This is a genomic window from Verrucomicrobium sp. BvORR034 (assembly GCF_000739635.1).
Classification (GTDB): domain Bacteria; phylum Verrucomicrobiota; class Verrucomicrobiia; order Verrucomicrobiales; family Verrucomicrobiaceae; genus Verrucomicrobium.
In genome coordinates, this window is the sequence record NZ_BATQ01000151.1 from 1 (window position 1) to 13936 (window position 13936).

Annotated in this window: 10 protein-coding genes; 4 read left to right on the forward strand and 6 right to left on the reverse strand. The window is 61.3% G+C overall.

From position 1 onward, the window contains the following. From BV034_RS26470 to BV034_RS26490, 5 genes are all read right to left on the reverse strand, one after another. The coding region (locus BV034_RS26470) for a tetratricopeptide repeat protein (protein WP_265593500.1) at positions 1–2599 on the reverse strand (2599 nt) is incomplete at its 3' end. An 82-nt stretch (positions 2600–2681) separates the two neighbouring features. Then, entirely contained in the window at positions 2682–3707 is a 1026-nt protein-coding gene (locus BV034_RS26475) for a polysaccharide deacetylase family protein (protein ID WP_050029967.1), read from the reverse strand. Between the two features lie 51 nt (positions 3708–3758). Further along, positions 3759–4325: a hypothetical protein gene (locus tag BV034_RS26480; protein WP_265593501.1), complete on the reverse strand. Its 567-nt coding sequence runs from the start codon at positions 4323–4325 to the stop codon at positions 3759–3761. 159 nt (positions 4326–4484) lie between these two features. Next, the gene (locus tag BV034_RS26485; RefSeq protein WP_050029969.1) at positions 4485–5657 is read right to left on the reverse strand and encodes a glycosyltransferase; all 1173 of its coding nucleotides are present in this window, start codon (positions 5655–5657) and stop codon (positions 4485–4487) included. A 33-nt stretch (positions 5658–5690) separates the two neighbouring features. Continuing rightward, positions 5691–7337, reverse strand: coding sequence for a hypothetical protein (locus BV034_RS26490; RefSeq protein ID WP_265593502.1), 1647 nt, complete (start codon positions 7335–7337; stop codon positions 5691–5693). Positions 7338–7461: 124 nt separating this feature from the next. Here BV034_RS26490 and BV034_RS26495 point away from each other — a divergent pair, with 124 nt between their 5' ends. Genes BV034_RS26495 through BV034_RS26510 form a run of 4 tightly spaced genes read left to right on the forward strand, consistent with a single transcriptional unit; the run spans position 7462 to position 11580 of the window. After that, positions 7462–8487 carry an SDR family oxidoreductase gene (locus BV034_RS26495; RefSeq protein WP_050029971.1) on the forward strand — a complete coding sequence of 342 codons (1026 nt, stop codon included), beginning with the start codon at positions 7462–7464 and terminating at the stop codon, positions 8485–8487. Positions 8488–8547: 60 nt separating this feature from the next. Further along, the gene (locus BV034_RS26500; protein WP_050029972.1) at positions 8548–9285 is read left to right on the forward strand and encodes a class I SAM-dependent methyltransferase; all 738 of its coding nucleotides are present in this window, start codon (positions 8548–8550) and stop codon (positions 9283–9285) included. A gap of 18 nt (positions 9286–9303) precedes the next feature. After that, a complete protein-coding gene (locus BV034_RS26505; protein ID WP_050029973.1) occupies positions 9304–10476 on the forward strand; it encodes a glycosyltransferase family 2 protein in 1173 nt (390 codons plus the stop codon). A gap of 9 nt (positions 10477–10485) precedes the next feature. Beyond that, entirely contained in the window at positions 10486–11580 is a 1095-nt protein-coding gene (locus BV034_RS26510; protein ID WP_050029974.1) for a hypothetical protein, read from the forward strand. Positions 11581–11650: 70 nt separating this feature from the next. Here BV034_RS26510 and BV034_RS26515 read toward each other — a convergent pair whose 3' ends face one another. Further along, a complete protein-coding gene (locus tag BV034_RS26515; RefSeq protein WP_050029975.1) occupies positions 11651–13936 on the reverse strand; it encodes a polysaccharide biosynthesis tyrosine autokinase in 2286 nt (761 codons plus the stop codon).

Here is a 13936-nt window from a genome sequence, read left to right on the forward strand (position 1 = left end):
CAGGAGACTGAAGTTTCAAAAGCAGTTCATGACCGGCACGAAAGCGGGGAGCCTCCGCCAGAGCATCCAGCACGTGCAGACGCGCGGCCTTGGCATCCGTGGGCTGCAAGAGCCGTGCCAGCGCGAAGTTCACCTGCACAGGATTGTCCGGCCCCAAGGTCATGAGGTGCTTCAGGGCCACCACCGCGCCTTCGCAATCCCCCTGCGCTTCACAAGCCGCCGCCATCGCCTCGTGAGGGCGTTTTAGGAAGGGATCGATGGCCAAAAGCCGCTTCACCGCCACGAGCACACCCGGCCACTGGCGGGCCTCGGTCTCCAGTTCGATCAGGCGCAAGCTCGCCTGGGAGGCATCCGCCGTCCGCCCCATCCACTCCCGCAACATGCCAGCCTCCTCAGTGGGCTGCTTGAGCCCACGGTAAGCCTGGGCGGCCAATTGATAGCCGTTCGTTGGCTCAGGGTCTTCAGGGAACAACGCAATCAACTTGCGTGAGACCTCCAGCGCCTCCGACCAGCGCTCCCCGGCAAGCAAGCGGCGCGTAGCTTGCCGCAACCCCCAGAGATTGTTGGGCCGATCCTTGAGCCACGCCGCCATGGCCGAGGCGTCCCGCACATCCAGCGCATCTTTCTCCGGCTCGGTCCAGTCAGCCTTGGCCCCCAACTGTTGGGCCTTCCCTTTGAGGTGAACGGCAAAGGTGGCATCCATCTTTTGCACGGATGCCATGTTACGATCCAGCGCTTCGTTGATCCGCCGCCCCTCTGCCAAATCCTTCAGCACACCCTGGAACTTGGCCTCCCCATAGGTGGCGATCATCCAGTCCACCGCCTGCGCCGCCTCAAAGTAGGCAAACATGAGGTGATCACTGCTCTCCGGGTTCAGGAAAGCGCCGCTCATTTTGCTCAGCGGTGTGAAAGTCTTCTCATCCAGCACCATCTTCCGGTAGGTGCCGGACATCCGCATGCCCCAGGCCGGATCCCGCCGTTGCTCCTCATACACGGAGATGCCCTCGCTGAGCCAGCGCGGCATGCGATTCCGCGTCACCGTGAGGGTCACCACATGGCAAAACTCATGCCACAGCGTGCTCTCCCAGTTACTGCGGTTGGCCGCCACGCTGCCCGGGCTGTTCATCGTCACCACCGTGCCGAAGCACGCCCCCAGGATGCCCTGTCCGCCCAGATTGCCAAAGGTGCGGATCGCGAAATCCTGCTGCGAGGGGAAGAACTCCACCAGCACCGGATGGTCCAGCACCAGTCCATAGCGGGCACACAGCACTTCCTTTGCCTCACGCAGCAGTTGCAGAGCCCGGTCGCCGTAGATAGCTGCATCCCGCATGGGCATCTTGAGCACAAAGTCCGGCTCTGTCCTTACCGCGAACCCCTTCATCTCGGCCTCCAGCAGACCGATGTTGTACGCCTGGACGTTGTAGGCATCCGCCTTGCGGATCTCCTCGCCTAGCTTCCAGGCCTCCTCCTCACGGCCGAGGCGGAAGAGGGCGTGGCAGAGCTGCAGCTTGGCCTCCAGATGACTGGGGTCCATCTTCACCGCCTCACGCAAATGATCGCTGGCCTCCTGGAAGCGATAGGCACGGGACAGGCAGCGACCAATGACATAGTCCACCTCCGGGTTTTGCGCCCAGGCTTCCAGCGCCTGCTTCCTCGCACTCGCAGCCTCTTTCTCCCGGTTGGATACCAGCGTGGCCAGCACGGATCTCATGGCCCAGGCTTCGGGGTGATCCTCATTCACGGAGGTTACAGCGTCTAGGGCCTTGTCCGCCTCCGCGAACTGCTCAGCTCCAATGGAGTGCTCCGCAAGCAACAGCAGCGCCCCGGCGTGCGAGGGATTGCTCTCCACCACCTGTTGGGCCAGCGTCAGACTTTGCTTCCGGTCGGAGGACTGAAAGGCGCGTGCCAGACCGTAGCGAAGGTCATTGTTCTGGCTGTGCTCCTTGAGCCCTGCCCGAAATTCATCGGCCGCTTTGGCAAAGTCGGACTTCTGGAGCGCCAGTTCCCCACCCGCCAGATACGCGTCCAGCAGGGTGCGGTCCTTCTTTTTGGCAGGCACGTAGAACTGCGCCACCACCTTCTGCGGATCCGCCCCGGCAGCGAGGGCAGCACGCCCTAGCACCACCAGATCCTGGGCGGTGCGCTGGCTGGCAGACTGTTTCTTTGCGGCGGCATTCACCTGCTGGAGATACCCTGCGGCGGCATCCCTTTGGCCGTAGGCCAGCACGGCATCATGGCAGGCCATGAGCGTCTTCAAGTCATTGCCGTGGGCAAGGGCCGCCTCCTTGGCGACACGCAGCACATCGTCCTTCCGTCCCAAAGCTCTGAGCGCCTCCAATCGCAATATCCACCATTCCGGAGAAGGCGCACCGTTCTGGATATACAACTCGCTCAACCGGGCCACCTGCTGATACTCGCCCTCCTGGATGAGCACCCGCACCGGAGGCAGATTGCGCTCGTCAAAGACCCGCTTCAAATCCAGCGTCTGTGCAGGGAGCAAAGCGGCGGAGGCAAGGAATCCCCCCGCTACCAATCCACACCAGAGGACGCTCCACCGGCGGCTTGCACAGCCGTTGCCGGTGACTCGAAGTCGGAGCATACGTGAGGTTAAACGTATTCCGACAGAAAGAGATACGGGAAAAATTCATTTTGTGTCGCGCCCCCGACACACCAGCCGTCCCCTAGCCGTCCTCCTGCTGCAACAGCAGCAGTTTGCCATCGGGCAGCGCGTCGAACCGCACGGTGTGATCTGGCTGCACGGACACCTTCTGTTCTTTGCCCTCGTGGACGACTTTCACCTTCTTCCAACCTGCTGGAACACGGGTCACCCAGGTGAGCGGCAAGTCGTAATATTTTGGATCGGCCGTGGTGGTCAGCTGGAGCTTGATGGCCTTCTCACCCGCCTCCACCACCTTGGTGACAGCGGCATTCCGTTCCGTTTCATACTGATGCTGCGAGATGTGGTCCGTGATCCAAAGGTCGCCACGATCGCTCCGCTCCTTCAGGGCATCCAGCAAGGGGAAGAAAACGGCTTGCGGCAGAGGCCAGAAATCTTGATACCCGAGGCGCGGGGTGGTGCGCTCCACGCCATGCACCACGAGGTACTCCATGCCGCCTGACGCGATCGCCTTGTCCGCCAGCGCCAGCATCTCCTCGGTGGTCTTCAGATGATAAACCGCCCCGTGCCCCGTGAAGGGTGGCCGGTCGATCATATGGTGCTTCTTCAGCAGTTCCTCAAGCTGGGCGGGGGTGATGTTCCAGGCATCCTTGTCCACCCCGGGCTGTCCATAGGAAACAAGACGCTCCGCCTTTCCCGGCACCATCTCCCGGATGATCCGGGCGCACTCCCCGATCTCCCACTCCGCATTCTCCAGGTCCTTCACACCCTTGTGGGTCATGGTGTGATTTCCGTAAACCATGCCCTGTTTCCACAGCTTCTCCTGCCAGTCGGTGGCGAACTTGAGGTACTCCCCTTTCCCCGGATTGATGTAGAAGGTGGCGACGAGCCCCCGCTTCACAAGCTCCGGCGCAGCCACCTGCACGTGGCTCGGCCAGCTGTCGTCAAACATCAGCAGAAAAGCGGCCTTGCGATCGTCCTTCCACTTGGCGACCCGGGTCTCTCCCACCTGGGGCGTCTGACCGGGCAGCAAGGACGAGCAGAACAGCAGACAGAGGACGGTGGTGGCGAAAAAGAAGGAACGTGACATTCGCCCCATGCAAACACGGATCCCCGCACAAAGGCAAGCCTCCAGCCTGACTCAGCTCAGCGCCCCTCGTTTCCAGAGCCCCCAAAGCAGCAGCGCCAGATTCAGACCCGCCAGAAGCAAATGGGTGTTCATGTCACGCCTCACCCTTCGCCGATGCTGCTCCATCTCGATTGGGCACATTTTGCGAGAAAGAGCGGCGAACAATGCTCCCGCCACGCCGCAGGCCACGAGCGAACTCTGCACGGTCACAAAGGGCATCCTGGTGACGAAATTGTGCCAGAGCATCACCCCAAACGCGACCATCAGGAGGAGCATTGAAGCCATTCCAGTCCACATCACCGCCGGGTAGTTCGAGTAGAACTCCTGCAGACGCTTCCTTTCTGCTTCGATCGAGGTCTGCCCATTTTCGGGAAAGGGCGCCGCCGATGCCGGGTCGACCTCTGAAAGAGAATCGTCATAGGGGCGGGACGGAATGCTGGGCTCCGGCTTTTCAGACATCGGCCGATTGTGAGAGTTTTGCGAAGCATCGTCAAGCGACTGAAGCTGGCGAAAGTGGGAAGCTCTGTTTGTACTACAAGCAGAGCGTCGCTGACATTGTCGGGAGATGCTTGGGCTCATTGCGGGCAGGCGAAAGCGGAGCCTGGGGAACAATGGCTGAGTCATGGAAGCTGCCTATCGATCGCTTCGCTCACCAGCTGGTTGGGACAACCGGACTACGTCCGCAATGGATGCTGAAAGCAGTGCGGAGCTTTAGCTCGATTCACGGCTGCGCCCCCTTCACTTTTCCAACGCAGCGCGCAGAATCCCGTCGCATGCCCCGGCGGTGACACCCCAGGACAATCCAGAGCCATAGGCCGCAATGCGTTGGCGGTCAGGGGCCTCCTCCAGCACACGCTGGAGACCTGTGGTCAGTTCCTCCTCGTTCGCCGGCGGCACCAGCGCGCCTTTCCACGGGGCATCCACGATTTCGTGAATGCCGCCCACATCGGTCGCCACCACGGGCAGGCCACTCGCCATGGCCTCCAGAACCACGTTCGGCAGGCCTTCATTGTGGCTGCTCATGCACAGAACATCCGCCGCCCGCATCCAGGAGGCGATCTGCCCGGCATCCTGGGGACCAAGGAAATAAACACTGTCTGAAATTCCCAGCTCAGCCGCCAGCTTTTCCAGCCCTTCCCTCATGGGCCCCTTGCCCGCCAGCCGGAGCTGGAGCGGCGCGCCCTGCCATCCTGCCCGCAACCGGGCAAAGGCCCGCAGGAGCAGCTCGGGATTTTTCACCGGCAGGAGATTGCCCACATAGAGGATCACCGTGACCTTGTCCTTGAGTCCCAACTTGCCTCGCTCTTCTTCTCGGGAGCACCCATGAAACAACGAGACATCCACGCCATTGTGCACGGGATGAAGCTTGGACTTTTCCGCCCCTGCTTCACCCAGCAGTGTCGCCAGAGACCGGCTCCGCGTGATGACACCACGGCTCGCCTTCACGGCCTCCAGAATGGCCTGCTTGCGCCGGGGTACTTTCAGATACTTGTGCACGTCTGAGCCCTGGGCGATCAGCACCGTCGGCGTACCGGCCGAGGCGGCAGCGCGGGTGGCGACCCCACCGTCGGGGTAGAGCCAGCTCGCCAGCAACACGTCCCAAGCCCCCTCTGCCCTCACCTTCACCAACTCCCGTTTCACGGCCCGGTACATCAGCCCGGGGTTCCACGCATCCCCCACCTTGGGGATGTAAGGCACCGGGACATAACGCGGCTGGAAGACCTCATCCTGGGATCGAGGCAACAACTTCAACCCTGCCCCCCGCCATGCGCTCAGCGTGGGCCGCAGGGCCACCACCCGGATGTCCCAGCGATCCTTCAGATGATGCAGCAGCGTCACGTTGTCCAGACCGCGATACGGTTCTTTCGTATCGGGAAAAAGATTGGAGACAAAGAGCAGCCGGGGACGCATGCAGAATAGAGTTAAACTTTCGGCACATCTCCATTAAGGAGAATGCTCACGATGATATACCAGAAGCGTGCCCTGCTCGCGACCACGAACCACAGGCAGAGAATGAGAGAGCAGCCAGTCGGAGCCCGACTGTTCCAGCGCACGTTTGAGCTGGGAATAATAGGGCATGCGGTTGGCCCCCGGCACCCCTTCGTCAATCACCACATAGCTGACGGACTTCTTGGTCAGATGCTCCAGCAAGGCCGTCTCGGTGGCAAACGCGGGCGTGTAGTCACGCCCCAGCCAATCCATGCTGGCGAGCTCCTTGGTGGAACGCAACACGCGAAGGCTGGGACGCTGACGCACCTGCGCATCAAACGCGGCGGCGGCAATGAGCGCGCCCTCTCCTCTCGCGTCCGAGCAGATCAGCCACGCATCACTCACAGGTTTCGCCTGTGCAGGCAGTGTGGCGACCATGGCATTCACTGCCGCAGTGTAACCGTGCACGTTTTTGTCCTTCGGCATCCACTGCCCTGTCGTCACCAGCGAAAGGAGCAAGACCCCAAGGCCAACCACTCCGCCGATCCAAACCGGCCGCAGGGCCATCGCCCGGCTCCACACGCACAAGCTGTGCGCCAGCAGCAGGAACGCCGGAGCCACCAGAGGCACAAGGTAGCGAGCCGACATGCCGGCGGGCACCGTGAAGATCAGAACCAATGCGGCAAAGAGCAATGCCCACAGTGTCGATTCATAGGCCGAGGGGCGTCGGCATCGCAACCAACCCATCAACATGACAAGTGCGGCCAACCCCAGCAGGACCAGCACTGGGTACCCGAGATAGTGCGAGGCGGCATCGCCATAGTAGCCGAAAGCACGCCGAAAGTGCTCGGTCACAGGCAGTCCACTCATACCTTCCTTCGTGAACTTGTAAGAAAAGAGCTGCCACGGCATCGCGAAAACCACGACCGGCAAAGGGGCCAACCACAGCGAGGGCCGGAGCACCAACCGCCACTGACCTGAAATGGCAATCGCCAGAGGTGGCACCAAGGCGAGCATGAGACCGGAACCCTTGATCAAGATGGCCAGGGCGGCGGCAAAGCCGAAGCCAAGGGCGAGCCGCTTCGACGGCCTCTCCAAATAGGCTGCCATGGCCCACGTCGCCACCAGACAGGCCAACGCAAGAAACAAATCCGACATCACCAGCAACACAAGCTGCTGGATGGGCGGAGCCAGAATCACCAGCAAACCAGCCCCCACCGCCACCCACGGCGCAACCAGCTTCGCCCCTACTCGGGCCGTCACCGTCCCCAGAGCGGCCAGCAGCACGGCCTGCAACATCAGCAGCGCCCCTTGTGTGGGCTTGAACCCGAGCCACACCCCCGCAAGTCCGTAGAAGCCCGGCGGATAGTGCCCCAAAGCCACTCTGGGCAAACGGTCATAATATTGCTCCGCGAACCGCAGAGGATGCTGCCCCGGTGCCTGAAGGAGATAATCCCGCACCATGAGGCTGGTGACAGCGTGAGCCGCTTCATCAGGATCTCCGCCCAGATCGCTGCCATGCGCTCCGCCACGCCACTGGAGAAACAGGGCCACGCAAAAAAACGCGGCCCAAGTCATGGCCCAGACACCCCACCCCCGCCCAGCGGCCGGCTCGGGGAAAGTCTGCAGCGTGGAAACAGGTTCAGGTCCAGAATGGCTCATGGTGCGAACGGATGTGAAGCGCGCCATGCATGCCGCGAGATATTCGAATGTGCAAATTTATCCTTGCAAGCGACGCGGCAAAAGTCGAAGCAGGGCGCGCTGCAACCCCAGTCCAATCAAGCAAATGAGCCGGTACCAGAGCGTTCTCTCCACCCTTGAAGCCAAGCCCCGTCGCTGGGTGGTGACCGGGGCCGCCGGATTCATCGGCTCGCATCTTGTCGAAAAACTCCTCCGCACCGGCCAGACCGTCGTGGGAGTGGACAATCTGGCCACGGGCAAACTTCACAACCTGGAACAAGTGCAGCAAGCGGTGGGTGAGGAGGGCTGGAGTCGCTTCACCTTCGCCGAACGCGATGTGCGGCTGCTGGATGACTGCCTTCACATCCTGGAAGGAGCCGATCACGTGCTGCACCAGGCCGGCATCGGCTCGGTGCCGCTCTCGATCGAAAAGCCACGCGAGGTTCATGACGCCAACGTGACTGGTTTCCTGAACCTGCTCATCAGCGCCCGCCAGCACGGTCTGAAGCGGGTGGTGTACGCCTCCAGCAGCTCCGTGTACGGCGATGACCCCGTGTTGCCAAAGCGGGAAGACAGCATCGGCACGCCCCTCTCTCCGTATGCGGCGAGCAAGTACATGGACGAAGTGTACGCCGCGACATTCCAGAAATGCCATGGCCTGGAAAGCGTGGGTCTGCGCTATTTCAACATCTTCGGCCCCCGCCAGGATCCCCACGGAGCCTACGCGGCGGTGATCCCTCTTTGGATTTCCCTGCTGCGCAAACAGGAGCCAGTCTTCATCAATGGCGACGGCAGCACCACTCGCGACTTTTGTTATGTGGCGAACGTGGTGCAGGCCAACATCCTGGCCGCGACGGCAGAACATCCTGACCTGCAGTGCGAATCCTTCAACGTCGGTCTGGGCGGACGCACCACCCTGACCGAGCTCTTTGACGCGCTGAGAGACGCCGTGGCCCACCGCGCCCCAGAGCTGGCCGGCCTGACCCCGACCTATCGCGAGTTCCGCGCTGGCGACATCCAGCACTCCATGGCAGACATTTCCAAGGCCCAGCGGTTGCTGGGCTACGAGCCCACCCACTCCGTCGCGGACGGTCTGGGCGAGGCGCTGGAGTGGTACTGGGACAACTTGTGATCCTGCCCGTTCCGCCGTACAGCTAGGCCCGACCACGACCCAACTGAGTTCCCCTTCTCCATGCCTCCCGAACCGTCCCCAGCCAAAGCCCGCCAGGAGGAGTTCGACGAGTTTGCCGGTGACTATGATGCCGCCCTCAACAAGGGGCTGAAGTTCACCGGTGAGAAAAAGGAGTACTATGCGGAAGGACGCGTGCGCTGGCTGCAACAGCGCCTGGCCCACCTCAAGCTCGGCCAGCCCAAGATCTGCCTGGACTACGGCTGCGGCACCGGCACCTCCGCCCCCCAGCTTACTTCAGTTCTAGGGATCAACGAATACCTCGGCTTTGACCCCTCCACGGAGTCGGTCACTGAAGCGACGCGTACGCACGGTCAGCATGGAGGGTCGGGCTCTGCCCGCATCTCCTTCACCCACGATCTGGCCGGCATCCCGTCCAATTCCATGGACATGGCCTTCTGCAACGGGGTGTTCCATCACATCCCGCCCGTGGAACGCGCCGGATGCGTCCAGGAGATCGTCCGTATTCTCAAGCCTGGCGGGGTGTTTGCGTTTTGGGAAAACAACCCGTGGAACCCCATCGTGCGCCTGCTGATGCACCTGGTCCCCTTTGACCGGGACGCCATCATGCTATGGCCGCTGGAGGCCAGAAAGCTGGTTTCCGCAGGCGGGCTCACGTTCCTCGACCGGACCTATTACTTCATCTACCCTTCATCCCTGGCCTTCCTGCGCCCCACCGAACCCGCGCTCTCCGGCCTGCCGCTGGGCGGCCAGTATTTGCTGGTGTTTCAGAAGCCTTAGATCCACCTCTTGCCGTCCATGAGCGATCCGCTGGCCATGGCTGTCTTTGCCGGACTCGTGCTCATGCTGGCCTATGTCCACGTGGGCTATCCGGTGCTCATGGCCATGCTGGCACGGAAGTTTTCCCGCCCTCTCAAGCCGGACAACTCGGGATCGCCCCCCACATTTTCCGTGCTGCTCTGCGTGCACAATGAGGCTGCCCGCATCGAGCCGCGCCTGCAAAATCTCGCCTCTCTGACCTGGCCCGGTCCGGTGGAATTCATCGTGGTGTGCGATGGCTGCACGGACCAGACGTCGGAGGTGGCCCGTAAAGTGAGCCCTCTGGTCAAAGTCCTGGAGCAGCCGACGAAGTCCGGAAAACCGGCTGGGCTCAATGCCGCTGCGAGCGTGGCCACAGGCGACCTTCTCGTATTCTGCGATGCCCGCCAGACCTTTGCCCAGGACGCCATTCAACACCTCGCAGCTCCTTTTTCCGATCCAGAAATCGGTGCCGTGTCGGGCTCACTGGAGATCGCAGGCTCCGAGGCAGGAGGCGGCCAGGGCGTGGATCTCTATTGGAAACTGGAGAAGAAGCTCCGCGAATGGGAGGGGCAATACAACTCCGTGGTGGGCTGCACCGGAGCCATCTATGTCTTGCGCCGGGATCTCTATCTCCCCCTGCCTGCGGATACGCTCCTCGATGATGTGGTGCTCCCCATGCAGGCAGTGATGCAGGGCAAACGGGTCTTGTTCAATCCGGCCGCCCAGGCTTTCGATCCGCAAACCCTCGATCCTGAAGTGGAGAGCCGCCGCAAGCTTCGCACGTTGGCGGGCAACTACCAGATGCTGTTGCGTCACCCCGCTTGGCTGTTACCCGGACGATGCCCCATCTGGTGGCAGGTCATCTCGCACAAGTACCTCCGGCTCGCCGTACCCTGGATGCTGGGATTGCTACTCGTGGTCACAGCCATCCTCATTCACCATCCGCTGTTTGTCGCGGCGTTCGCAGGCCAAGTGCTGTGTTATGCCCTCGCCGTTGCAGGCATGCTTTTCCCGGGCATCAAACACAAGGCGCTCTCTATTCCCGCTGGTTTCCTCCTGCTCCAGACCGCCAATCTTCGCGCACTGTTTGCCTGGCTCGCTTCCCTGAAGGACCCCAACCGGCTGTGGCGTCAGCCTCCGGCCCGCCGCTCCCCTCCACCCACTCCGTGACCTTGTTCCATGCTGAGAGCATTTGACCGCTGGCTCATCCCCTATCTCAATCGCACCCGTCGTCGCTGGCAGGAGCATGAGACGTGGCACGTGATGCTCGCGGTCTGCGATCATTTTGAGCCGTTTCATGACACGGATCTGGAAGGAGCGCGCCGTGCCATGGCGGACTGGAACACCCGCCTGCCAGACCTCGCCGAACGCTACCGGGATGCCGCGGGAGTCGGCTACAAGCACACCTTCTTTTATCCCGTGGAGCAGCATCACGAGGAAATCGTCGGCAACCTGGCCGACCTCTGCCGCCGAACGGGCAGCGAAGTGGAGGTGCACTTGCACCATCACCATGACACTGCGGCAGGCCTCGAGGAAAAACTCGATGCTGGCATCGCCGACCTTCGTCGGATGGGTTGCCTGGGAACAGATCGAGACGGTCGAGTCCGCTTTGGATTCATTCACGGCAACTGGGCGCTCGACAACTGCGGCGACGCGGACGGACGCAACTGCGGCGTATCCGACGAACTAGGCATTCTGCGGCGCAAGGGCTGCTATGCCGATTTCACGATGCCTTCCGCGCCGCACTTCACGCAGACGCGCACCATCAACTCCCTCTACTACGCTCAAGACACGCCGGCAGCGAACTCACATGACACCGGCACAGCGGTGAAGAAAGGCACCACCGCGCCACTGCGTGATCGCGAGGATCACCTGCTTCTGGTGCAAGGGCCGCTGGGGCTCAACTGGGACCGACGGAAGTGGAACCTCATCCCCCGCGTGGAGAATGCTGAGATCTCCGGCGCAAATCCCTGGACCGCGGGGCGCTGGCAGCTCTGGCTGGAGCTATGCCCCAGCGTCGTAGAAGGTGCCCCCTGGATCTTCGTCAAGCTGCACACCCATGGCGGCATCCCGCGCAACTACCACACGCTGCTGGGATCGCCTGCCGAAGCCTTCCACTCCGCCGCCAAACATCAGTTGCCCAATGGAAGCAAAGTCCAGCTTCACCACGTGACCAGCCGGGAGATGATCAACATGCTGCACGCTGCGGAGGACGGGCACGAAGGAGATCCGGAGCGCTACCGTGACTACCTGTACAAAGCCCCTGCACCGTGAGGTGACAGGGGCCTGGAAGATTGAGGATCCAATCCTCCCCTCCACATCTGGAGGGGGCTGAATCAGGAAACTACTTCAACGAAGTGCTGGAGATCCGCACCTTGGGCTTGCCAGCGTTACGGGTCTGAGGCTGCGACAGCCCCTCTTCTTCGTCATCGAACATCTGGTAGTAGTGCGCCGACGAGTAGTAGTAGTTGTAGTAGTTTGAGATCTTGGAAAGGTCCACGCTGTTGAGCACAACGCCATAGAGCTTGGCCCCGGCTTTCTGGATGTGACCGATGGCCTCGATCACGTCGCGGCGGTGGGTGATCTCTGATTTCACCACCAAGACAACCCCATCAGCCACCCGTTGCAGGGAGGTGGTCTCGCTCAATCCCAATACAGGAGGGGTATCCAGCAAGATCCAGTCGTAGTCGTGTTTCCACTCCTCGATCGCCTGCTCAAGGCCAAGACGGCAGAGCAGTTCCGATGAGCCCGCCACGGTGTCGCCACGGGAATAGTAGTCCAAAAGAGGAAGCGGTGTGTGACGCTTCATTTCCTCCAACGTCATCTCACCCGTCAGCGCCTGGCAAAGGCCGGGACCACGAGTTTCTCTGAAGAGACGGTGCACACGGCCGCGGCGGAAGTCGAGGTCCACGAGAAGCACTCGCGCTCCCGAAGACTGGAACGCCCAGGCCAGGTTTGCGCACGTCGTGGTCTTGCCTTCGCTCGGCCGGGAGCTGGTGAGCATGATCACCTTGGCACCTTCTTTGTTCCCCGCCTGCAAGGCGAGGTGGGCCCGGATCACCCGGTAGCACTCCAGAACGTTGTTGGGCTTCTTGGATTCATCCTCCACCGGTCGGGTGATGTTTTCCAGGATCTCCGGGGTGGATTTGGGCACCACACCGATGCCTTTGATCCCGGTCGCCTTCTCAAACGCCTCGAGACTCGTAAACTGGTCGTTCAACTGCTCCAGGGCAAAGGGCACGCCCAAGCCCAACCCCACGGCAAGAACCAGCGCCATCATGGCCAGCTTGGACTTGGTCGGACTTACGGGGTTGTCATCACGCAGTGTGGTGAACTCTCTGAACCGGATGTCGACGCGCTCTTTGTCCACGCCAAACTCCATGGTGGTCACCAGCTTGGAGAGATCGGTGTAGGCTTTGCTCCAGGCAAGATCCCCTTCCTGGCCCAGCGTGTACTCCTGACGAAGTTTGTTCAGCTTCTCCGTGGACTTGGCGTACTCGGGAATCTTGGTCTCCAGTTGTACAATCTCCTGCTGCACACGACGGTAGTCCACGTCGAAGCGCTTGCGCTCCACGTCCAATTCTGCGGTCAGGCTCTCGTTGATGAGCCGGAGTTTCTCCCGCAGTTTTTTCATCACATCGTGATCTTCCAGGTAGGTTCGGGAAGCTTCTTCGACGTCCTTTTCTACCGTGCGTTTGTCACGCTCAAGCTGCTGCCAGGGGCGCAGGCCTTCCATCATCGAGGGCTGCACCACCACCTGTTGTGCGGAGGGCAGACCAAAAGCCAGGGCGGGATGAGTCAGGGCATCCTTCATGTCGCCCGTAGCAGGCAGCACCTGGCCGACGGTGCTCTTTTCCGTGGCGATGCTTTTGGAGTTCTCAAGGATGGAAAGTTCTTCCAAAGGATCGAGTCCGACCGCCCGGCGAGCAGTGATGACGCTGCGCACGTCATCGTATTTGCGGAGCTTGTGCTGCGCACGGAGCAGATCCACCGGCACCTGGGCCAGGGCATTCTGTTCAATCATCAGTTCCGTGATGGCATTCGTCCGCTCGAAGTCCACCTGGCCCTTGAGCTTGGCGTCAATCTTCTGCTTGAGCAGCACCAGCTCATCCTGATACTTCTTCACCGCCACGTCCATCCACGCGAGGCGCTGCTCGCGGTAGTAGGATTCATATTGGTCAACAAGAGCCTTGGGGAACTCACGAACCACCCAAGGGTGGGGCGAATACACATCCACCTGCAGGGTGGCAAAGTCGAGAATACCCACCGACACCTTGCGGAGCGGACCATCACGCAGCTTCTCATAGCTGTCCGTGGACTGACCAATGCCAAGACGGTGAGCCGTCCAAGCCAGCATCTGACGGGAACTGAGCTGCCCCGCGACATTGCGCTGGGCGCGAGCCTGACTGATCGCCTCAATGCTGTCCGAGGTGATGGGCAGCGCGAAGAACTTCATGTCGATCAGCCCTCGGGAGTAATAAACCGAGGGGGTGAACATGAAATAGCAGACCCCAAGCAGGCACCCCAAAATCATCAGCAACACCATCAGGCGGCCGTATTTGAGATAGCCTAAAACCTGAGTAAGAATATTCAGCCCCACCGGCAGGGCTTTCTGGTTGCTGGTCTGCAT

Coding starts and splice junctions, on each gene's coding strand:
- BV034_RS26480 (WP_265593501.1), bottom strand. CDS start 4,325: ATGAGCCCAAGCATCTCCCGACAATGTCAGCGACGCTCTGCTTGTAGT.
- BV034_RS26475 (WP_050029967.1), bottom strand. CDS start 3,707: ATGTCACGTTCCTTCTTTTTCGCCACCACCGTCCTCTGTCTGCTGTTC.
- BV034_RS26485 (WP_050029969.1), bottom strand. CDS start 5,657: ATGCGTCCCCGGCTGCTCTTTGTCTCCAATCTTTTTCCCGATACGAAA.
- BV034_RS26510 (WP_050029974.1), top strand. CDS start 10,486: ATGCTGAGAGCATTTGACCGCTGGCTCATCCCCTATCTCAATCGCACC.
- BV034_RS26515 (WP_050029975.1), bottom strand. CDS start 13,936: ATGCAGACCAGCAACCAGAAAGCCCTGCCGGTGGGGCTGAATATTCTT.
- BV034_RS26500 (WP_050029972.1), top strand. CDS start 8,548: ATGCCTCCCGAACCGTCCCCAGCCAAAGCCCGCCAGGAGGAGTTCGAC.
- BV034_RS26495 (WP_050029971.1), top strand. CDS start 7,462: ATGAGCCGGTACCAGAGCGTTCTCTCCACCCTTGAAGCCAAGCCCCGT.
- BV034_RS26505 (WP_050029973.1), top strand. CDS start 9,304: ATGAGCGATCCGCTGGCCATGGCTGTCTTTGCCGGACTCGTGCTCATG.
- BV034_RS26490 (WP_265593502.1), bottom strand. CDS start 7,337: ATGAGCCATTCTGGACCTGAACCTGTTTCCACGCTGCAGACTTTCCCC.